The following is a 22063-nucleotide window of genomic DNA, read 5'->3' as shown; positions in this document are numbered from 1 at the left end:
CGATACCCCCCTTGAGGCTAGCTTGTTAATAGTTGGGCTAGCCGTAATCTGCCTGTTAATGATTAATATTTTAGTATTAGCTAAATTCTCATTTGCTCGTCTTAGTGAAGAGCATTTAGATGATATGGAAGATTTGAGCGAAGAAGCTAAAACTTTTTTGCGCAAATTATATCAACGACCAGAGCGTTTTATTAATACGACGCAATTTTTAATTTTATTTTTTATTGTTTTATTAGCCAGTGTGGGTAGTTCCTTAATTGCGCCTTACATTGATTTGTGGGAACAGCAATTAGGCCTAGATAATGAATGGCTTACGAGCCTCTTTGATATTATTATATTGGCTCTTTTTGCTTTAATTATCTTAACTTTTGGCGAGATTATTCCTAAAGCCTTAGGTTTATCATTTCCCATCCGCTATGTGCGTTGGACCTCAAAATTTGTAGTGGCACTTGGTGCTATTACTACGCCTTTTGTATTAGTGGCTCAATATGTAAGTGCTATTTTATTAAAAAGTTTTGGTACTTTATATAAGAATGAGTTGGACTTAGTTCATACAGAAGAAGAAATACGTATGATGGTTAACCGCAGTCACTTGGAAGGACAGTTAGACCAAGTGGAAGGGGAACTTATTGGCAATGTATTTGATTTTGTAGAGCGTATGGCACGTGAAGTTATGATTCCACGTCAAGATGTGGATTGTATTTTTGTGGAAGATGATTTTGAAGAAACCTTAAAGATTATTTCTGCCACAAGTCATACTCGGTACCCTCTATGTATGGAAGATAAAGACCATGTAATTGGGTTGGTCCATATCAAGGACTTAATGGAACAAAAGGAGAAGGCTCGTAAGGATTTACGTTTGGTGCGTCGGGATATTTTGACAATTCCAGAAGTTATGAAGCTCTCTGTTTTATTGCAGTATATGCGTACACGCCGTATTTATCAGGCCGTTGTAGTTGATGAGTATGGTGGCATGGTAGGCCTTGTTTGTTTGGAAGATATTATCGAAGAATTAGTCGGTGACATTAAAGACGAACATGAAAATGATTTACCAGCAGTTATGATTAATGACGATGGTACATTTGATTTTGATGGTAAAGTATTAGTGGATGAAGTTGAATATGCAATGCATGTTGACTTTAATGATCCAGAAGAAGATACTATTGGTGGCTATATTTTCGGGATTTTAGAGCGTACGCCTGTAGTAGGTGATACCGTAGAAGTGGAAGGCTATATTTTTAAAGTTACTGAAATGCAAGGGTATCGTATTGCCCGTTTAAAAGCCACACCAGCGCCACCAAAGGATGATGCGGTGCTATCTGAGGAAGAATCTTCATGAGTACGGCTAAGCTGACGATTAATTGTGATGCTATTGTATTGTATCGGCGTAAGCGTAAAACGTATTCCATAGTGACGTTCTTGACAAAACAACGAGGTATTGTTAGTTGTTCCATACCTCAGCGACGGTGGCAAACCTTAAAAAATGTTGGGTACTTACAGCCTTTTAGTAAGGTATATATAACCTTGAGTCCTAACGGTGAATACTATGAGTTGCAGCAAATAGATGGCATCTATTTAATTCGCTCGATTGAAAGTGATTTAGACAGTATTTGTTATGCTGCTTTTGGTGGTGAACTAATTAGTTCTGCCTTTGCACAAGGGGAAGTCGATTTAGCTTTATATGATTTGGTGGTTCGTTTTTCAAAGTTAATTCAATCGAAGCCTGTGCCTTTAGCTGTCATTTTATTAGGCTGGCAGTTGTTGAGTATAGCTGGCTTTATTCCATCGGCTAAGGCTTATGCGCAAACGGATGGAGTGACACGCTTTATGGCTGAGTTTAAAGGTAGTACAGGGTTTAATTTATCTACAAAAGCTCAAGCAGCATTAGGTGAGATTTTGAATTATAATTGGCAACCCGATTTAGTGGTACAGTTACCACGTTCCTTGTGGCAAGAATTAGAGCGAGGTTTATTTGCCTATGCTACGATGCAATTAGGTGAGGAGTTAAGTTCGTTACGATTTTTATATGACATGAAGGCAAAAGCATTTTAAAATATTAGAATACGTTACTTCTCAATACATAACGTTTTTTAGTTGACAATATAAACGGGACTTGGTATTGTAACAGAAGTTATAGTCCGCAACGGATAATAGTTTAGGAGGAATGGACATGACATTTCAAGAGATAATTTGGAATCTCCAAAAATTTTGGGCAGAGCAAGGCTGTATTTTACAGCAGCCATATGATATTGAAAAAGGGGCTGGTACGATGAACCCAGCGACCTTTTTACATGCAATTGGGCCAGAACCTTGGGCCGTTTGTTATGTAGAACCGTCCCGTCGTCCTGCTGATGGCCGTTATGGGGATAACCCAAACCGTTTATTTCAACATCATCAATTTCAGGTAATCATTAAACCATCGCCTGATAATATTCAGGAATTATATTTAAAAAGTCTAGAAACCTTAGGTATTCATCCAGAAGATCATGACATTCGTTTTGTAGAAGATAACTGGGAATCGCCAACGTTAGGCGCTTGGGGCCTTGGCTGGGAAGTATGGCTCGATGGTATGGAAGTTACTCAGTTTACGTATTTCCAACAAGTAGGGAGTATTGATGTAAAACCTGTATCGGTTGAAATTACGTATGGGTTAGAACGCTTAGCTATGTATATTCAAGGCGTAGAAAATGTATACGATTTAAAATGGAATGATACCATTACTTATGGTGATATTTGGCATTTGAATGAAGTTGAGCAATCTGCGTATAACTTTGAGTTAGCAGACACAGAGATGTTATTTACTTTATTTGAAATGTATGAAAAAGAAGCAAAGCGCACTTGTGGTGAAGGATACATTTTGCCAGCCTATGACTATGTATTAAAATGCTCACATACCTTTAATTTATTAGACTCTCGTGGCGCTATTAGTATTAGTGAACGTACTGCTTTTATTGGCCGTGTACGTAATTTAGCTCGTATTTGTGCACAAGCTTATTTAGCTAAACGCGAAGAATTAGGATTCCCTCTGTTGAAAGGAGATAAGTAATATGGCAAAAGATGTATTATTTGAAATTGGCGCTGAAGAAATTCCTGCCGGCGCTATGCCAGGCATTTTAGCCCAGCTTAAAACTTTAGCAGAGAATAAATTAGCTGAACATAATTTAAACTATGGTAGCATTCGTACTATGGGAACACCACGTCGCATTACATTGTTAGTAGATGGTGTGGCTGATATGTCCGAAGAATTGAGTGAACGTCATAAGGGGCCTTCTGCTAGTATCGCCTTTGATGGTGATGGCAATCCGACTAAAGCCGCTATTGGCTTTGCTCGTGGTAAAGGCCTTGATGTAGCTGATTTAGTAGTAGAAGATGGCTATATTTATGCGGAAACTAAAACTGCTGGCGTAGCAGCGATGGATATTTTTACAGAAGTATTGCCTCAACTAATTCATGACTTGAGTTTTCCTAAATCCATGCACTGGGGCAATTTAGATGATAAATTTATTCGTCCTGTACGTTGGATTTTAGCCTTATTAGATACGGAAGTAATTCCAGTGGAATTTGCTGGTGTTCGTTCTTCTAATTTTAGCCGTGGTCATCGTTTCTTAGGGGAACGTGGTGTTTTAGTGCAACATCCTGCGGACTACATTCAAAACTTGGAGGCTAATTTTGTCATTGTCGACCAAGAATTACGTCGTGATATGATTACTAAACAGCTAAAAGAGTTAGCGGCTAGCAAAGAAGCTGCTATTGTGTGGGATGAAGATTTGCTAGAAGAAGTACTATATTTAGTAGAATATCCAACAGCTCTTTGTGGCACTTTTGATGAAAGTTATTTGAATTTACCTGATGCAGCAGTTATTACACCAATGAAAGATCATCAGCGATATTTCCCATTAGTATCAAAAGAGGGTAAATTATTACCTATGTTCTTGACGGTTCGTAATGGGGATAGTAAAAGTCTTGATGTAGTGGCGGCTGGTAATGAGCGGGTATTACGGGCGCGTCTTGATGATGCTAAATTCTTCTTTAATGAAGATCGTAAAAAAGCATTAGCAGATCGTTCCGAAGGCTTAACAAAGATTGTATTCCAAGAAGGTCTTGGTAATTTAGCCGATAAAACAGAACGCTTATTAGCTCTTGGCGAAGAGTTTGGTGAAGCTTGTGGTCTTGGTGAAGATGCTATGGTAGAACTAGAACGAGCTACCATTTTAGCTAAAACTGATTTAACGACTGGCATGGTAACGGAATTTACCGAGTTACAAGGGGTAATTGGTAAAGAATATGCTTTATTGGATGGAGAATCTCCAGAAGTAGCAGAGGCCATTTTTGAACAATATTTACCTCGGTTTGCTGGCGATATATTACCACAAACTCCAGCTGGTAAAGTATTGAGCATTATTGATAAAGTAGATAATATTGCGGCTACATTTAGCCGTGGTTTAATTCCAACGGGCTCTCAAGATCCATTTGCTCTTCGCCGCCAAACTATTGGGGTATTGAATATTCTAAGTGAAAGTGCTTTAGATGTTTCTTTAGAACCAGTATGGCGTAAAGATTTAACTTTGCTTGGCGTTGATGAAGCAAAACATGATGAAATTGTGGCTCAGTTGGCTCATTTCTTTATTCTTCGTTTGAAAAATATTTATTTAGATCGCCAAATTCCTCATGATGTGATTGAATTAGTGCTATCTAATGCGGATGTTACTGTAGCCAAGGCTGATGGGTTAGCTAAAGCCATTATGAACCATCGCATTGATGAAAATGTTGAATTAGTACAAGCCTTTACTCGTATGTATAACTTAGTTAAAGAGGTAGATTATACAGCGGTTGATGAGACTTTATTTGAAGATAAAGCTGAAAATGAGTTATTCCAAGCAGCTATTAATGCTTATGAAATGTCTCAAACTGCGTTAGAAGCTAAGGATTATGCTAAAGTGGTGTCCTTACCTGAAACTTTAGTGCCAGCTATTAATAATTTCTTTGAAGCAGTTATGGTTATGGCTGAAAATCCGGCGATTAAAGCTAATCGTTTACAATTAGTTCGTTTAGCTTACGAAGTGATGGCTGTGATTGGTAATATTAGCGCTTTAAAATAAAAGTGAAAATAAAGCTTGCTATTTTAGCATAGTATGTGATAAAATAGTAACGTTAATTTGAGATAGTCCGCTGCCTATGAGGTATGGGTAAGAATGTCTACAATAAGGAGGAAATAAAAGTGAACATTATTAACGTACTTGAGCAAGAACAACTTCGTGCAGACATTCCTGCATTCCGCGCTGGTGACACCGTTCGTGTACACGTAAAGGTTGTCGAAGGTAGCCGTGAACGTATCCAGGTTTTTGAAGGCTTGGTTATCAACCGTCAAGGTGGTAGCGTTCGAGAAACTTTCACTGTTCGTCGTATTGCTTCTGGTGTGGGTGTAGAACGTACATTCCCACTTCACAGCCCACGTTTGGCTAAAATCGAAGTTATGCGTCGTGGTGTTGTTCGTCGTGCTAAATTGTACTACTTACGTAATCTCACTGGTAAAGCTGCGCGTATTCGCGAAAAACGCTAATTACAAAGATAGAGGGCTGCCTATGGCAGCCCTTTATTTTTTGCTATAATGAAGATATAGTATTGAATGAAATGGTTAATAAAATTATTGTCTGAATTATTGTCTGAAATTATTGCTTGAATTCATTGAGTGAATTTATTTTGTATGAGTAAATAAAAAAGTGCTGTATGAGTGAATAAAATTATTAGTCTAAAAGACATTCATATATTTTTTATATAAATTTACTTAAAATTAACGAATTGCATAATTTTAGATTTTGTTGAAAAATAGAGATAATTTTAACCATATTTTACTGAAAGACAGGTAAAATATATAAATTATTATTAAAGCGTAAGTGAATCATTAGTAGTATAATTGCAGACTGCATGTATATATTTAAGGTAAAGATAAATGATTGGAGGCGTAGTAATGGCAGATACGAAACAAGATATATTTCCCGTAGTGCATTGGTTTCCAGGGCATATGGCAAAAGCCACGCGCATGATAAAGGAATATGTAAAAAAGGTTGACGTAGTCATTGAGTTATTGGACGCTCGTATTCCACGGAGTAGTGCGAATCCAGTAATCAGTGAGGTTGTTGGTGAAAAGCCTCATATTATTGTATTAAATAAAGCAGATTTAGCAGATCCTAAAGAAACGAAGGCTTGGACTGAATATTTTACTGAACAAGGTATGACAGTATTGGCTATTGACTCTAAGTCTGGTAAAGGCAATAAACAGCTTGTGAAGGCTGTAGATCGCCTTTCTCAGCCTATTATTGATAAATGGCTAAAAAAAGGCATTCGCAGTCGTTCCGTTCGTACGATTATTTTAGGGATTCCTAATGTAGGTAAATCTACTTTGATAAATAAATTAGCTGGCGCAGCTGCAACTCGAACGGCGGATAAGCCAGGTCATACACGAGGACAGCAATGGGTAAAAATTGGTAAAAACTTAGAGTTACTAGATACACCTGGTGTTTTGTGGCCTAAATTAGAGGATCAGCGGGCTGCGGCTCGTTTAGCTATGACTGGTGCCATTTCAGATGATGTATATGATTTAGAATCAGTCATGAAGCAGTTATTGCGTCAGGTAAAAGAAAATAATCCGACACTACTAGCTGAACGATATAAACTTAAACCAGAAGAATTGGAAGATACTGATCAGTTATTAGAGTCTATTGGACGTCGCCGTGGTTGTTTGGTTAGTGGTGGCATTGTTGATTTAGATAAGGCCCGTCGAATTGTTTTGGCGGATTACCGTAATCAAAAATTAGGTAATTTAACCTTGGATGGGGTCTTGGAAGAACCCGTTGTAATTGAGGATACTGTAGAGAATGACGAAAAATGAGTTTGAACAGTTAAAAGTAAAAGATATTAAGGCTTTATTAGAATCAAATCGATTCGAATTTGATGTATTATTATGGGCGCAAGAAGATAGTCGTTCATCAGTTCGTAAATTAGCTAGTGCTTATGTGATGCGTCAAAAGAAAAAACTGTTAGAGGTACAGCGCTTAGAAGCTTTATATACCTATGAAGCCAGTTTTTATGAAGAAGGTATTTATGAAGTAGCTGGTGTTGATGAAGTAGGCCGTGGTCCTATTGCAGGGCCAGTCACTGTGGCGGCGGTTATTTTGCCACCCCATACACATATTGCTGGACTTAATGATTCGAAAAAGATTGCGCCTCATAAACGAGAGTTAATTTATGATGAAATTATGGCTCAAGCCGTAGCTGTTAGTTGTATTTCGTATAGTCCTGAAAAAATTGATGAACTTAATATTTATCGTGCTACTCGAGAAGCTATGTATGAAGCGATTAGGACATTGAAAGTACCTGCTAAAGCAGTGCTAGTAGATGCTATGCCATTGCCTGATTTAACGATTCCTGTAGAATCTTTAGTAAAAGGTGATATGAAAAGTGCGTCCATAGCGGCTGCATCTATTATTGCTAAAGTAACACGAGATCGGTATATGGAGTCGTTAGAAGCAGAGTATCCTGGTTATGGTTTTGCCATACATAAAGGATATTATACCCCGCTTCATCGAGAGGCTTTAGAACAGCAGGGTGTTACACCATTGCACCGTAAGAGTTTTGAACCGATTAAAAGTATGGTAGGTTTTACCTATCCTAGTGATAATAAATAGTGAATAGTAGATAGTAAGTAGTACATAACAAATACTAAATAACAAGTAGTAAATAATAAATAGAATGATGCTTATAGAACCAGTCCAGTAGGGCTGGTTTTTTTATATTGTCTATTTTGCTAGAGGATAAATAGGGCAAAGATGAAATAAATAGTATTTATTATGTATAAATATTCTTAGATATAAAGAACGAATAAAAATTTTTTGTCAAGTTTTAACAAGGAGGTTAGTTAGAAAATAGGAGGAATATTGGCGCTTTCCTATCTTTACAGAATAAAAACAAACTGATATTGTAAATACTTAATAGAGTATATTTAAACAATAGAGTCAAGTGTAAAAGGGAACTCTTAAATAGAACAAAATAAACTCTTAGATAGGGGTGTATACGTTGACAACATTAGAGTTGGGGCAGTTTGGGGAACAGGTTGCTGTAGAATATTTATTACATCACAATTATACTTTGGTAGGTCGTAATATTCGTACACATTGTGGTGAAATCGACATTATTGTAAACGATGAAGACACTTTAGTTGCTGTGGAAGTAAAAACGCGCCGCACGCAACAATATGGTTTACCTTGTGAAGCCGTTAACATAGGTAAACAGCGTCATATACGGCAAAGTATGCTTTTATATATGGCTATGCATAATATGGCGAATAGGAAAGTTCGTTTTGATGTGGTGGAAGTATATGTGGTAGCTGATACAGTGCGGCATTTACGTCATTTAAAAGGGTGCTTTTAGTTTGCTTTAATTAATATAAGCGTATTCAATTGCCATAAAAATGTACAGTAAAAGGAGTGTAGTAGGATGTATGCGAAAACAAAGGGGATAGTTCTATGGGGATTGCAAAGTGAAATTGTAACAGTAGAAGTAGATATTGCGGCGGGCTTGCCCTGTTTTGAAATTGTAGGATTACCAAATGCAGCTGTAAGAGAGGCGAAGGAGCGTGTAAGAGCAGCGATACGGAATGCAGGCTTTGATTTTCCTATGCGACGTATCGTTATTAATTTAGCGCCAGCGGATATTCGCAAAGATGGATCTGGTTTAGATTTAGCTATGGCTATGGGCATATTAATTGCTTCTCGTACCGTAAAAATAAAGAAGGCCGAATTAGAAACTTTGACCGAGACATCGCTTTTTATTGGTGAAGTTTCTTTAGAAGGAAAGATTAAAGGTGTTACAGGCGGTTTAGCTATGGCTATGGGGGCTCGTGCTAAGGGTATAACTACTCTATATACAGCGCCTAGTATTGGTAGTGAAGTGAAAAGCGGGTTTGGTGGCGATGTTATTGTTGCCAATACTCTGACTGAATTAGTAAATATGGTAACAGGGAAAACGTCCCTTTGTTTAGCCAATAAACATATGGACAGGGGGCAGGAAAAAGAATGTTTATTAGATTTTAAAGATGTGCAGGGGCAAGTAATAGCTAAAAAGGCATTAGAAATTGCGGCAGCTGGTGGACACCATGTACTATTATCAGGTTCGCCAGGTGCTGGTAAAACAATGTTAGCGCGTGCCATGCCTTCGATTTTGCCGCCCTTATCAGAAGAAGAGCAGTTAGAGGTAAGTCAGATTTATAGTGTGGCAGGTTTATTACCTGTTGAAGGGCTCATACAAGCACGGCCTTTTCGCAGTCCTCACCATACGATTACGCTAGCTGGCATGGCAGGCGGTGGATCAATCCCAAAACCAGGAGAGATAACACTTAGTCATAGTGGGGTCCTGTTTTTAGATGAAGCACCAGAATTTTCACGCACAGTTCTTGAAGTATTACGTCAGCCTTTAGAGGAAGGAGTTATTCACATTGCTAGAGCGAGAGGGAATTATACATTTCCCTGTCGATTTATTTTGTTAATGGCTATGAATCCCTGCCCTTGTGGGTGGTATCACAGCGGAGATGGTCATGTTTGTACTTGTACGCCTTGGCAACGTGAAAATTATATACGTCGTTTGTCTGGTCCCTTATTAGACCGAATCGACATGGTTATTGAAGTATCACGACCGAGATACGAAGAGTTTTGTGGTCATGTAGACAATGAATCGTCGGCTGTTATTAGAGACCGAGTCATACAGGCCAGACAATTTCATGAGTGGTGTTTGAAAGAAAAGAATCTTTCAGGGGCTTTATTAAATAGTGAGTTGTCACATAGTCAATTACTCAATGTATGTGAATTAACTAGTGTAGCAGAAACAATGTTAGCTCAAGTGTTTCAACGATTACAAGTGAGTATCCGTAGTTATGATAAAATTTTGCGGGTGGCGAGAACTATTGCGGACTTACATGAATCGGTTAAAGTTGAAGCTGATTATATAGCAGAGGCTTTGAGTTACCGTATGAGCTAATTTAACTAGGTGCTTACATGAACTAATTCTGTTTACATGATTGCATAAGCTAATTCTGCTGCGGTGATTGTTATTTCAGTAGATATAAAGTTGTTAGCATAAGAAATAGATTATTATAGGGAATAAATTCGTATATATAGCTGTTTGAGGGAGTAAAAAATGGAAGATGAACGATTGATGTTGGCTGCCCTCGGTTCATTGCCGAATGTAGGGAGTGTTACTTTAAAAGAAGTGTTAGCCTATTATAAAGATGCTCAGACTGTATGGGAGGTCATTCACCGAGATAAGGCAATTGATCCTAGGATTGCAGTGGCAACGCGTTATAAGAATGCCTTAATAAAAGGTGTATTGGCAATTGATTTAGAGAAGTTAGCCCACCAAATGGAGCGCTATCATATGTCAGTGTTAGGAATTACAGATGAAATATATCCAGACCAATTAAAAGAAATTTTTAACCCACCGCAAGTGCTGTTTTACCGTGGTGATATTACGGTACTACAAAACCCTAGACAAGTGGCTATGGTAGGAGCTCGTAACTGTACACCTTATGGTCGTAATGTGGCAACCGTCTTTGCTTCGCAATTGGTTCGCTATGGCATTACTATTGTTAGTGGCGGGGCTCGAGGTATCGATTCGTATGCCCATGAAGGGGCTTTAAAGGGAAAAGGAAGTACTATTGCCGTCATGGGCTGTGGTCTTGATCATTGTTATCCTCGTTGTAATGCTAAACTCTTTCATCAAATTGAAGAAAAGGGTGGTCTTTTATTATCTGAGTTTGGCCCTGGGGTAGCACCGCAGTCAGGACATTTTCCTATGCGTAATCGCATTATTAGTGGTATTGCTAAGGCCGTCGTAGTAGTGGAAGCTAAAGCTAGTAGCGGTTCATTGATCACGGCAGATATAGCCAACAATGAAGGTCGTGATGTATATACTGTGCCAGGTAATGTGTTGACAGATGACTTTGTGGGGAATCATTGGTTATTATCACAAGGGGCGACTTTACTAACAAAGGCGGAACAATTGCCTGATTTATACAATTGGAATACGAAAGATTTAGATATATCGCAAAAAATGGGTAGCCATAACGGCATGTGTGTGTTAAGCTTTACTTTGGAGGAGCGAAAGATTTTAGAATCATTATCAAATGCTCATGAAACATCATTAGAGACATTAGCTATGAAGACAAATCTTTCTGAAGGAGTACTTCATTTAAGTTTGTTAAACTTAGAACTTAAACAGTGTATTGAGCGTACTGCTTCAAAGGGATATATAATCTTGGAATACGGGAGGAATCAGTTTGTCCATTAAACGTTCCATTGTAATAGGAGAAAAAGAAGGGGCTAAAGCTCCCACTAAAAAAGAAGAACGTCGCTTGGAAGGTAAAGTAGCTGTTTCAGCTAAGGGCAAAGCTAAGCCTGTTATGCAGGCTGTAGGCGATCTTGCTAAAACTATGCCACCACGGACGTATAATCCTGATGGTAAGACATTAGTTATCGTAGAATCACCAGCAAAATCAAAGACAATTGAAAAGTTTTTAGGTCCTGACTATATAGTTAAAGCAAGTATGGGGCATTTACGAGATTTACCTAAAAGTCAATTAGGTATCGATATTGAAAATGGTTTCGTGCCACGATATTCTAATTTGGCTACTCGTAAGAAATTAATAGAAGAATTACAAGCTGAAGCCGACGAGTCAAAAGCTATTTTATTAGCTACTGACCCTGATAGAGAGGGGGAAGCTATTTCTTGGCATTTAGCGTATATTTTAAACGTAGATGAAGCGTCAAAATGTCGTATTACTTTTAATGAAATTACAAAGCATGCTGTTGCTGAAGCAATTTCAACGCCGCGTACGATTGATAAGAAAATGGTTGATGCACAGCAAGCACGACGTATGCTTGACCGTATTGTTGGCTATAAATTAAGTCCTTTATTGTGGAAGAAAATCTGTAAAGGTCTTAGTGCTGGTCGTGTGCAATCAGTGGCAGTACGGTTAATTTGTGAGCGGGAACGAGAAATTCAAGCCTTTATTCCTGAGGAGTATTGGTCTATTGAGGGGCAATATGAGACAGCCAATAAAGAACGTTTTATGGCTGAATTGACTCATAAAGGACAGGAAAAGATTACTATTCCGGATGAAACCACTGCATTAGCTATTCAGGCTGAGTTAGCCAAACAAACGGCGGAGGTTCTCAGTGTTGATCGCCGCAAACGGTCACGGAAAGCACCAGCTCCTTTTACAACATCTACATTACAGCAAGAAGGGGTACGCAAGCTTAATTTTGGGGCTAAGCGTACAATGATGATTGCGCAACATTTATACGAAGGTCTTGAAATTGGTGGGTATGGCCATGTAGGTTTAATTACTTATATGCGTACTGATTCGACTCGAATCGCGCAAGAAATGCAAAGTGCTGCGAAAGAGTATATTATTAGTAATTTTGGTAAAGAGTATTACCCAGCAAAACCTAATGTTTTTGGCACGAAAGAAAGTAGCCAAGATGCGCATGAAGCAATTCGACCTACGACTTTAGAATTACCGCCAAAAATGGTAGAGCCATTTTTGAGTAAAGATGAATTAAAATTATATACTTTAATTTGGAATCGTTTTATGGCGAGCCAAATGGCGCCACAGCAATCGGAGATTGTAACGGCTCAATTAGCATGCGGAGACTATACTTTGCGAGCTTCTGGCAGTAAAGTTACTTTCAAAGGCTTTACTGAAGTTTATGAAGATACTAAAAAGGATGGGGAGGAGCCAAAATTAATCCCTAGTATGGAAGCGGGGCAAGTTGTGACAAATACTGCTGTTGATCCGCAGCAACATTTTACACAACCACCAGCTCGTTATTCAGAAGCAAGCTTAATTAAAACGCTAGAAGAACGTGGTATTGGACGTCCAAGTACATATGCGCCTATTATCGATACGATTATGACGCGTAATTATGTAGAGAAACAAGATAAACAGTTTATTCCAACTGAACTTGGTTTTGTAGTAGTGGATTTCTTAATTGAACATTTTGAAAAGTTCATTAATGTAGATTTTACTGTCCATTTAGAAAAAGATCTTGATGAAATTGCCAGTGGTGATGAAACCTATCAAGATGTTTTAAATGAGTTTTATTCTGTATTTGCTAAAGAGCTAGATGAAGCGAATGAAGTAGAACGGGTAAAAATTGCTGATGAACAAAGTGATGAAGTGTGCGATCTTTGTGGCAGTCCAATGGTGTATAAATTTGGCCGTTTTGGACGCTTCTTAGCATGCTCTAATTTCCCAGATTGTAAAAATACTAAACCGATTACTGTAAGTACTGGCGTGACCTGTCCAAAATGTAAAGAAGGGACCATTGTAGAACGTAAGTCTAAGCGTGGTCGTATTTTCTATGGTTGTGATCGTTATCCGGCTTGTGATTTTACGCTCTGGAATAAGCCAATTAATGAAACTTGTGAAACCTGTGGTAGCATTATGACAGAAAAAACATATAAAAATGGAACAACTAAGAAATTCTGTTCTAATGAAACCTGTCCAACACAGCCTAAAAAGCGAACTCGCAAGAAAAAAGCTGAAGAAGCTACTGTAGTTGATGAGTCAGTAACAACTCAAGCTACAACTCAAGCTGCAACAACTCAAGAAGCTACAACAAGTAAAGAAAGTAAATCATTAAAAACAACTAAAACTAAAACATCTAAATCAAAAACATCTAAAACAAGAAAGACTTCTGATACAGAAGCATAATATAAAGGAGGCTATTGTGACTACATCGAAAGTTACGATTATTGGTGCAGGTTTGGCAGGTTCTGAAGCAGCGTGGCAATTAGCAAAACGCAATATTCCTGTTACCTTATATGAAATGCGGCCACAACGAACTTCGCCAGCTCATCATACGGAACAGTTTGCTGAATTGGTATGCAGTAATTCATTACGGGCTGGTAATATTGAAAATGCAGTGGGGCTTTTAAAAGAAGAAATGCGTCAACTTGATTCTATTATTATGGCTTGTGCTGATGCTACAGCAGTTCCAGCTGGTGGCGCACTGGCGGTTGATAGACATTTATTTAGTCAAATGGTAACTGAGCGTTTAACAAATCATCCTATGATTACGGTTGTACGTGAAGAAGTGACTGAATTACCTACTGATGGAATCGTAATCGTAGCGGCTGGGCCTTTAATGTCCGAAGCATTGGCTGAGCAAGTAAAAGCAAAGACTGGTACTGGCGATTTCTATTTCTATGATGCGGCCGCTCCGATTGTGACTGCAGAGTCATTAAATTATGATAAAGTATTTGCTGCTTCGCGATATGATAAAGGGGATGCAGATTATTTAAATTGCCCTATGACCGAAGAAGAATATAAAGCCTTTTGGGAGGCTTTAACAACGGCGGAAGTGACAGAGTTAAAAGAATTTGAAAAAGAACAATATTTTGAAGGTTGTATGCCTGTAGAAATTATGGCTTCCCGTGGTATTGATACATTGCGCTATGGTCCGTTGAAGCCCGTTGGCTTAGTAGATAAACGGACTGGTGAAGAATCTTATGCAGTAGTACAACTTCGCAAAGAAAATAAAGAAGCTACTATGTTTAATTTAGTAGGCTTTCAAACCCATTTAAAATGGGGCGAACAAAAACGAGTATTTTCTATGATTCCAGGCTTAGAAAATGCTGAATTTGTTCGTTATGGTGTTATGCATCGTAATACATACATTAATTCACCTACATTATTGAATGAATTTTTCCAATTAAAAGCAGATCCACGTTTGTTCTTTGCTGGTCAGATGACAGGGGTAGAAGGCTATTTAGAGTCTGCCGCTTCAGGTTTAATGGTAGGTATTCAGGTAAGCCGTGTATTAGCTGACAAAGAAGGAATTAGTTTCCCTAGAACAACAGCACTAGGTGGATTAAGTCACTATATTAGCGAATATGAAGGTTCTGACTTCCAACCAATGAATATTAATTTTGGTATAATGGAGCCATGGCCTACTAAGGTCCGCAAGAAAAAAGAAAAAAATGGTCTTATTGCTCAACGGGCGTTAGAGACCTTAGCAACCCTTAAGGAGGACATTTAGAATGAGTGTAGAATTTCATGCCACTACCATATGCGCTGTAAAACGTAATGATGCAATTGCTATTGCTGGTGATGGACAAGTTACAATGGGGCAAAGTGTAGTTATGAAAAATACGGCCCAAAAAGTTCGCCGCTTATATAATGGTAAAGTGATTTCTGGCTTTGCTGGTTCTGTAGCTGATGCGTTTACTTTATTTGATAAATTTGAAGCTAAATTAAATCAGTATAATGGTCAGTTAGTGCGCAGTGCTGTTGAATTAGCTAAAGAATGGCGTAGTGATAAAATGTTGCGCAATTTAGAAGCCCTATTGTTAGTATCGGATGGCAAGACAATTTTATTGGTATCGGGTAATGGTGAAGTTATTGAGCCTGATGATGGAATTTGTGCTATTGGGTCTGGTGGTAATTATGCATTAGCGGCAGCGCGGGCATTAGCTAGTAATACGGATTTAAATGCTCGTGAAATTGCTGAAAAGGCATTGCATATTGCTGCTGATATTTGTGTATACACTAACCACAATGTTATCGTTGAAGAACTTAAATAAGATATAGGAGAGGATTGAATGGATAGTAACAATTTTACACCTCGCCAGATTGTGGCCGAGTTAGATAAATATGTTATTGGCCAAAAAGAAGCCAAAAAAATGGTAGCCATTGCCTTGCGTAATCGTTGGCGTGCTAAACAGTTACCAGAAGATGTACGTGAAGAATATACGCCAAAAAATATTCTCTTAATTGGCCCTACTGGGGTTGGTAAAACAGAATTGGCTCGTCGTATGGCTAAGTTGGTAAAAGCACCTTTTGTTAAGGTGGAAGCTACTAAATTCACAGAAGTTGGCTATGTAGGTCGTGATGTGGATCAAATGATTCGTGATTTAGTAGAAAATGCTGTTCGTATGGTCAAAGAAGAAATGATGGAAGGCCAGCAAGAAAAAGCAGAAGAATTAGCTAATAAGCGTTTATTACAAATTCTTTGGCCTAAAAAGGAAAATGAATCTTCTAAAAAGATGACAAATCCTTTAGAAGTGCTATTTGCTAATCCTGATGAAACAAAAGAAGAAGAAAAGAAAGAGCCAGAAACGCCAGAAATGTCTGAGAAGCGGACTCAGTTCTACGAACAATTAAAAAACGGTCTTATGGATAGCCGTGAGATTGAAATTGAAGTAGAAGAGCAAGCGAAAGCTTTTGCTATGCCCTTAAACGGAGCTCCTGATAGTATGGGGACAGATATTTCAGAAATGTTTGGTAATTTATTGCCTAAGAAAAAGAAAAAACGTCATACTACGGTAGGGCAAGCCCGTAAAATCTTCATCCAAGAAGAAGCACAAAAATTATTAGATATGGATGCTGTAAATGACCGTGCGGTTCAATTAACGGAACAAGAAGGTATAGTCTTCATTGACGAATTTGATAAAATAGCAGCTCGTAATGGTCAATCAGGCCCTGATGTATCGCGTGAAGGGGTACAACGAGATATTTTGCCTATCGTAGAAGGGGCTACCGTCAATACTAAATATGGACCTATTAAAACGGAGCATATTTTGTTTATTGCAGCAGGTGCTTTCCATGTGTCTAAACCATCTGATTTAATTCCTGAACTACAGGGGCGTTTCCCAATTCGGGTAGAATTAAACAGTCTTACACAAGAAGATTTTAAAGAAATCTTAACAACACCACAACAAGCCTTGTTAAAACAATATCATATGTTGTTGAAAGCGGATAAAGTAACAATCCACTTTAAAGAAGAAGCCATTGATAAAATTGCTGAATTGGCATATCGCGTCAATAATGAAACAGAAGATATTGGGGCTCGTCGTTTGCATACGATTTTAGAAAAATTACTACAAGATATTTCCTTTAATGCACCACCAGCTGAAGAAGTGGATGTTACTATTACGGCTGAAATGGTGGAAGAGCGTTTGGGTACAATTGTACAGGATGTAGATTTATCTAATTACATTTTATAATTGGGTAGGAATAAGAGTTTTATTCATAGTACAGTAGTAACTAGTCATTAATTGTCGGTTATTACCAGTTTTAAAAATCAAAATAAAAAGCAATCAGTATACCTAAAGTCTTTTGAAGGCTAAAGGATAATATTGATTGCTTTTTTTATTATTAATGTTGATTCAAAATAGGCTTGACTTTGAGTTAACTTCAAGCGGTAGGCTAATAGTAGTTTCTACAAAGGTTCAGTATGTATTGCGTTAACGTTGGAGGATCTATTGTTGTTTTGTTATGAAGAAAAAGAAGAAATAGGGGGAGTTACAAATGAATTTAGCTCGTTATGGACAAACTTTAGTGGTAGCTATTTTACTTACTGTTGGGTTAGCCTTACCATTAATGCTATTTTTAAGTCAAGGTTTGGTGGAAACGCCTTATAATTTAATCAGTTATAATATAGCGATTTTAGCTTATGTAGCCTGGTTAATAGCGCTTGTATTAATGAGTGGTCTTAGCTATATAAATCGAATGACTTCGAAAATTTGGCCAGGTTTTAATTTGCATTTACATCGACTATTGGGGCCATTGAGTGTATTGCTTGGTTTGATACACTATTATATGAGCTTCTCTATGCATGAGGAGGTTGTATATACAGGCATAAGTGGCGGTATCATTGTAGTAGGTGCGATGGTAAGTATGATGACGTTACGTCCTTCTAAGTTACGTCGATGGTTACATAGGACCATTGTGCTTGGTATTTTCCTTATTTGGCTACATGTTCATTTAATTGTGCGTGTGGCTAATGTGACATCTTTTATTCTGGCCTTCGATGCTTATACACTCATTGCTTTAACCGTTTATATATGGAAGTACTATAAGAAATAAATATAAAATAATATATAAGAGTCCATAGTAACTTAAGATTAGTAATCAGATGAATACTTTTATTTTAGGTAGTACCTTACAAAATTGTGCGTTCTTGTAAAAAAAGATATACTTACTGAAAGGATAGTATTGATGAGTGATAAATACAAGGAATTTGTCGTATACATATATTTTGAGTCTATATTCTCACATTTTAAAAAGTAGTATGAATTAGCCCCTACTATTAGCTAAATAAATCTAATAGTAGGGGCATTTTATAAAGAAATCTTTATGTGCTTGTAAGGTAATTACTATAATATGCAATTTGGGAAGCTGTAGTTATTTTCGTTTAGTATGTTTCTTAGCTGTTGTAGTATCATTTTTATGATTATTAGTCGCTGAAGCATTATTTTTATGATTATTGGTAGTTTGTTTGCCTTTATTACTAGAAGTAGCTGCTTGGTCAGCAGCTTCATGGGCTAATAATACATGCTCATCATATTTACCTTTAATTTGTAAAATAATAAAGACGATAATGCCTACAATTATTACAGCTAAGCTTGTCATTTGTGCTGATTTTAGGCCCATAGTGAGATTAACATAGTCACCGCGCAAGAATTCTAGGAAGAAGCGAGCAGCTGAGTAAAGTACAGCATATAATACAAAAGTTTGGCCTTTTTTATGTTTAGTTGTATTGAATAGTAAAAGTATAACAAAAATTAAGATATCAATTTGGCCTTCCCAGATTTCGGCAGGCCAGAGGGGCTGAGCGCCATACGTTTTAAAGGCTAGGGTTGTTTCAGGATAGAGAATCCCAAAATTTCCGCCTGTAGGGTGACCAAAGGCATCGCCATTCATAAGATTGGCCATGCGCCCTACGGATTGACCTAGAATGAGGGCTGGTACAAAGATATCAGCAAATGCCCAAGGATCGATACCTTGTCGTTTTACATACCAAATGCCGACTAAGGTGCCTAAAATAACACCACCTTGAATAGCCATGCCACCTTGCCAAACGAAGGGAATTTCTAGTAGATGATGTTGATAATAGTGCCAGTCAAAGAAAAAGACATCCCATAAACGGGCCCCTATAATGCCAGCAATGCCTGTATAAATGGCAAAATCCACCATGTGGACATGCCAGCCACGGCCATCCTTTTTCAACAAGAAATAACCAACGGCAGCGGCACAAAAAATGCCTAGCGATAAAAGTAGTCCGTAAGCTCGGACTGGAAAGTCACCGATATAGAATAAATACTGATGCATAGGAACCTCCTGTAATTAATATCTCTTTCATTATAACGGAGGTCTATTCTTATGACAATAAAAAGGGCATATGTTATAATAAAAATTATTGTATGAGTGGGGCTATGGCATTAGCGAGGCAAATTGGGAGGAGACGATGAATGTGAAAACTATATCTTTTTTAGGGCCTAGAGGGACCTTTACTGAAGAAGCGCTACATCGTCTTTGTCAATGGCAAGGTTGGACTGTGCAAACTGAGGCAGCTCATACTATCGAGGAAGCCATTGAAGAAGCTATGGGGAACAAGGTTGATTATGCCTTTGTTCCAGTAGAGAATTCATTAGGTGGTACGGTCTTGACGACGATGGATTACTTGGCAGACCATGAACATGTAGAAATTGTAGCAGAAATTAGTATGCCGATTCGTCATTATGTATGGGGGCTTCCTAAGGCGAATTTACAAAATTTAAAGGCTGTTTATTCGCATCCACAAGCATTACGACAGTGTAAGCACTTTTTAAAAGAAATACTGCCAGTGGCTCAGCATGTGACTACCTCTACGGCAGAGGGCGCACATATAGTGGCGTCTACAGGAGATATTTCATTAGGAGCTATTGGCGGTGAAGCTATGGGCGCGCAATATAAGCTCCTTAAATTGACCGATGAAGTACAAGATAATGCGTTTAATTTAACGCGTTTTATTTTAGTGAAGTCAAGTTATGAAATAGGCTTTGACAGTACTAAAGTTTCAGGTAAAGTATCGTTACAATGTGAACTAGATGGTCTTCGCCCAGGTTCTCTGTGGGAATGCCTTGGTATTTTTGCTAAACGACAAATTAATTTAGTTAAAATAGAATCTCGTCCTACAAAAGGGCGTTTAGGAGATTATAAATTTTTCTTAGATTTACAAATTGCCCACAATGGGTCTCAAATTGAGGAAGCGCTAGAAGAACTAAGGTCTTTAGCAACTTCTTTACAATTATTGGGGACCTATGATACATATCATGTGGAGTAAACTACCATTATTTTAAAGTTGTTTTTAACTATAAAGTAAGTTAGATAATGGTAGATAGAATGAAAGGATGTACTATGAAATATAAGATGTTACGTGCTTTAGTCATTGCTTCATTAGCTATTGGAGTTACTACGGTAGACGCCGCTGATGTGGTTGTAACTAAAGAAGGTTCTAATGTGGTCGCCACTAAAGAGGGCACTGATGTAGTTACTATTAAAGAAGATACTAATGTGGTTGTAACTAAAAAAAGCACTGATGTAGTTTCTACAAAAGAAGGTCGTAATGCAGTTGTTACAAAGGAAGCCACCCCTGCGGTTACATTAAAAGATAAAACAAAGGTAGTTGTGACGAAAGATAGCACGACTGCTAATAGTGGTACTTTCAGTGCAGTAAATACGAAACCTATTTTATTGCGCACATTATATGGGCAAGTATCACCAACAGAGGAAGTGGCTATACAGGATGGTAAGCATCTTTATGTGCCATTAGCGATTTATAAGCAAGTAAATCTAAATCCAATAAATTCTGAAAAAGGGCAACCATATGTACAATTACCTGTACCACGGCGAGCTGGAGATATGTTATATGCTGGTGATACACGGCAAGGACAGCGCAAGATTCAGTTAGCAACCACTACGCTAGACGGGCAGTTATATGTTGATATGAATAGTATTTCACCGGCGATTGGTGTGATGGCGACTAAGACGAAACAGGGGATTGAACTATCGGCGCCGTTAGGTTCTATACCTTTAGGAGAGCGGAAAGAAATTCAAGGTCCTGTGGCTTGGGTCTTTGATCCTTTTGTTACTACTGCATATGAAGGGCCATTGGCTAAAAAGAGTACGTCCATAATATCTCCAACTTGGTTTGACATTAGTGAAAAAGGATTAACAGTAAAGCCTAATATTCAATTAGCGTATGTAAACCAATACAAGGATCAAAAATATCGTGTATGGCCTTTAGTGACAAATACGTTCAATCCTGATTTTACAAGCCGAATACTGAATAATGAAAAATCTTGGTCGCTCATTGGTGATGATTTAGTTCTCTATGCATTAACCTATGGCTATGATGGTTATAATTTAGATTTTGAAAATATTCATTATAAAGATAAAACTAAATTGACAAGTTTTGTGGCTTATTTAGTGAAACGTTTACATGAGGCTAATCTTTTCGTTTCCATGGATGTAACAGGGTATTCAGATAGTGAGAATTGGTCGCTTGTATATGATCGTAAGCATTTAGGTGAATTACTAGATTATGTTGTTCTTATGGCTTATGATGAGACTCCGGCAGGGAGTAAAATAGCAGGTCCAGTTGCGTCGTATCCTTGGGTTAAAGAAAATGCAACGGCTATAACTCGTGAAATATCTCCTGAAAAATTGGTACTGGGGATTCCATATTATATGCGTATTTGGGAGAAAACAATCTCTGTAGATGCTAATGGTAAGGTTCATTATGGGCCAGCAAAGAGTCGTACGCTGCCGATGGCTGAAGCAGAAGCTCTTAAAACAAAATATAATGATCGTGTTACTTGGGACGATGAGTTAAAGGCAAATTATCTTCGTTTCGGTAATGATAATTTAGGTGAGATGTTAATTGCGTATGCCGAAACTGGTCGTGAGCCACGGATAGCTGGCGGTTTACGTAATAAAAAAGCGATAATTTCTGAAGTTTGGTTTGAAGATGAAATGTCTATGCAGTATAAATTAAATTTAATCCCTGAACTTAAACTAGCAGGCTTTGCCGCGTGGCGTAAAGGGTTTGAAACACCAGAGTTCCGTCAGTATATGGCAAAAGAGTTTACGGCAACGAAAGTGAAAAAAAATAGATAAACCTAAGGGAAAGAAATAGGATAAGGCAGAGTGACTATATTCTCATATTGACGGTAGTTGACAATTAGT

Annotated in this window: 18 protein-coding genes; 17 read left to right on the top strand and 1 reads right to left on the bottom strand. The window is 37.9% G+C overall.

Annotation, left to right across the window (positions count from 1 at the left end):
• Positions 1 to 28: 28 nt before the first annotated feature.
• From NFR27_RS03075 to NFR27_RS03005, 15 genes are all read left to right on the top strand, one after another.
• On the top strand, positions 29 to 1339 hold the full coding sequence (locus NFR27_RS03075; RefSeq protein ID WP_277612523.1) for a hemolysin family protein: 1311 nt from the start codon (positions 29 to 31) through the stop codon (positions 1337 to 1339).
• On the top strand, positions 1336 to 2052 hold the full coding sequence (gene recO, locus NFR27_RS03070; protein ID WP_251454024.1) for a DNA repair protein RecO: 717 nt from the start codon (positions 1336 to 1338) through the stop codon (positions 2050 to 2052). The genes NFR27_RS03075 and recO overlap by 4 nt, the downstream gene beginning before the upstream one ends.
• A 118-nt stretch (positions 2053 to 2170) precedes the next feature.
• Complete coding sequence (gene glyQ, locus NFR27_RS03065) at positions 2171 to 3046, top strand: glycine--tRNA ligase subunit alpha (protein ID WP_251454020.1); 876 nt, start codon at positions 2171 to 2173, stop codon at positions 3044 to 3046.
• A gap of 1 nt (position 3047) precedes the next feature.
• Positions 3048 to 5099: a glycine--tRNA ligase subunit beta gene (gene glyS, locus NFR27_RS03060; RefSeq protein WP_251454017.1), complete on the top strand. Its 2052-nt coding sequence runs from the start codon at positions 3048 to 3050 to the stop codon at positions 5097 to 5099.
• Positions 5100 to 5218: 119 nt separating this feature from the next.
• On the top strand, positions 5219 to 5560 hold the full coding sequence (gene rplS / locus NFR27_RS03055; protein WP_115309782.1) for a 50S ribosomal protein L19: 342 nt from the start codon (positions 5219 to 5221) through the stop codon (positions 5558 to 5560).
• 408 nt (positions 5561 to 5968) lie between these two features.
• Entirely contained in the window at positions 5969 to 6889 is a 921-nt protein-coding gene (gene ylqF, locus NFR27_RS03050; protein ID WP_251454013.1) for a ribosome biogenesis GTPase YlqF, read from the top strand.
• On the top strand, positions 6876 to 7685 hold the full coding sequence (locus NFR27_RS03045) for a ribonuclease HII (RefSeq protein WP_251440145.1): 810 nt from the start codon (positions 6876 to 6878) through the stop codon (positions 7683 to 7685). The genes ylqF and NFR27_RS03045 overlap by 14 nt, the downstream gene beginning before the upstream one ends.
• Positions 7686 to 8073: 388 nt before the next feature.
• On the top strand, positions 8074 to 8427 hold the full coding sequence (locus NFR27_RS03040; RefSeq protein ID WP_251440146.1) for a YraN family protein: 354 nt from the start codon (positions 8074 to 8076) through the stop codon (positions 8425 to 8427).
• A 66-nt stretch (positions 8428 to 8493) separates the two neighbouring features.
• A complete protein-coding gene (locus tag NFR27_RS03035) occupies positions 8494 to 10029 on the top strand; it encodes a YifB family Mg chelatase-like AAA ATPase (RefSeq protein ID WP_251454011.1) in 1536 nt (511 codons plus the stop codon).
• Positions 10030 to 10188: 159 nt separating this feature from the next.
• Positions 10189 to 11337: a DNA-processing protein DprA gene (dprA, locus tag NFR27_RS03030; RefSeq protein ID WP_251454009.1), complete on the top strand. Its 1149-nt coding sequence runs from the start codon at positions 10189 to 10191 to the stop codon at positions 11335 to 11337.
• Positions 11327 to 13765, top strand: a complete 2439-nt coding sequence (gene topA, locus NFR27_RS03025; RefSeq protein ID WP_251454006.1) for a type I DNA topoisomerase — start codon at positions 11327 to 11329, stop codon at positions 13763 to 13765. The genes dprA and topA overlap by 11 nt, the downstream gene beginning before the upstream one ends.
• 16 nt (positions 13766 to 13781) lie before the next feature.
• Positions 13782 to 15092: a methylenetetrahydrofolate--tRNA-(uracil(54)-C(5))-methyltransferase (FADH(2)-oxidizing) TrmFO gene (gene trmFO, locus NFR27_RS03020; RefSeq protein ID WP_251454004.1), complete on the top strand. Its 1311-nt coding sequence runs from the start codon at positions 13782 to 13784 to the stop codon at positions 15090 to 15092.
• Between the two features lies 1 nt (position 15093).
• Positions 15094 to 15636, top strand: a complete 543-nt coding sequence (hslV, locus tag NFR27_RS03015) for an ATP-dependent protease subunit HslV (RefSeq protein WP_251440160.1) — start codon at positions 15094 to 15096, stop codon at positions 15634 to 15636.
• 18 nt (positions 15637 to 15654) lie between these two features.
• Positions 15655 to 17058, top strand: coding sequence for an ATP-dependent protease ATPase subunit HslU (hslU, locus tag NFR27_RS03010; RefSeq protein ID WP_251454002.1), 1404 nt, complete (start codon positions 15655 to 15657; stop codon positions 17056 to 17058).
• 304 nt (positions 17059 to 17362) lie between these two features.
• Positions 17363 to 17920 carry a ferric reductase-like transmembrane domain-containing protein gene (locus NFR27_RS03005; protein ID WP_251454000.1) on the top strand — a complete coding sequence of 186 codons (558 nt, stop codon included), beginning with the start codon at positions 17363 to 17365 and terminating at the stop codon, positions 17918 to 17920.
• Between the two features lie 318 nt (positions 17921 to 18238).
• On the opposite strand, the gene lgt is transcribed toward NFR27_RS03005, so the two are convergent.
• Positions 18239 to 19165 (bottom strand): prolipoprotein diacylglyceryl transferase, encoded by a 927-nt coding sequence (gene lgt / locus NFR27_RS03000; protein ID WP_251453998.1) that lies wholly within the window; start codon positions 19163 to 19165, stop codon positions 18239 to 18241.
• Between the two features lie 136 nt (positions 19166 to 19301).
• Between lgt and pheA the strand changes: the two genes are divergently transcribed.
• Positions 19302 to 20159 (top strand): prephenate dehydratase, encoded by an 858-nt coding sequence (gene pheA, locus NFR27_RS02995; protein WP_251453996.1) that lies wholly within the window; start codon positions 19302 to 19304, stop codon positions 20157 to 20159.
• Positions 20160 to 20233: 74 nt separating this feature from the next.
• On the top strand, positions 20234 to 21994 hold the full coding sequence (locus NFR27_RS02990; protein WP_251453993.1) for a glycosyl hydrolase family 18 protein: 1761 nt from the start codon (positions 20234 to 20236) through the stop codon (positions 21992 to 21994).
• Positions 21995 to 22063: the final 69 nt, after the last annotated feature.

The sequence above is a fragment of the Veillonella intestinalis genome (assembly GCF_943192895.1).
Lineage (GTDB): Bacteria > Bacillota > Negativicutes > Veillonellales > Veillonellaceae > Veillonella_A > Veillonella_A intestinalis.
Note: the sequence above shows the minus strand (reverse complement) of the source record. Positions and strands in the feature narration are given on the sequence as shown.

Coding starts and splice junctions, on each gene's coding strand:
- dprA (WP_251454009.1), top strand. CDS start 10,189: ATGGAAGATGAACGATTGATGTTGGCTGCCCTCGGTTCATTGCCGAAT.
- NFR27_RS02990 (WP_251453993.1), top strand. CDS start 20,234: ATGAAATATAAGATGTTACGTGCTTTAGTCATTGCTTCATTAGCTATT.
- NFR27_RS03005 (WP_251454000.1), top strand. CDS start 17,363: ATGAATTTAGCTCGTTATGGACAAACTTTAGTGGTAGCTATTTTACTT.
- ylqF (WP_251454013.1), top strand. CDS start 5,969: ATGGCAGATACGAAACAAGATATATTTCCCGTAGTGCATTGGTTTCCA.
- pheA (WP_251453996.1), top strand. CDS start 19,302: ATGAATGTGAAAACTATATCTTTTTTAGGGCCTAGAGGGACCTTTACT.
- recO (WP_251454024.1), top strand. CDS start 1,336: ATGAGTACGGCTAAGCTGACGATTAATTGTGATGCTATTGTATTGTAT.
- NFR27_RS03045 (WP_251440145.1), top strand. CDS start 6,876: ATGACGAAAAATGAGTTTGAACAGTTAAAAGTAAAAGATATTAAGGCT.
- hslU (WP_251454002.1), top strand. CDS start 15,655: ATGGATAGTAACAATTTTACACCTCGCCAGATTGTGGCCGAGTTAGAT.
- glyS (WP_251454017.1), top strand. CDS start 3,048: ATGGCAAAAGATGTATTATTTGAAATTGGCGCTGAAGAAATTCCTGCC.
- lgt (WP_251453998.1), bottom strand. CDS start 19,165: ATGCATCAGTATTTATTCTATATCGGTGACTTTCCAGTCCGAGCTTAC.
- hslV (WP_251440160.1), top strand. CDS start 15,094: ATGAGTGTAGAATTTCATGCCACTACCATATGCGCTGTAAAACGTAAT.
- NFR27_RS03035 (WP_251454011.1), top strand. CDS start 8,494: ATGTATGCGAAAACAAAGGGGATAGTTCTATGGGGATTGCAAAGTGAA.
- glyQ (WP_251454020.1), top strand. CDS start 2,171: ATGACATTTCAAGAGATAATTTGGAATCTCCAAAAATTTTGGGCAGAG.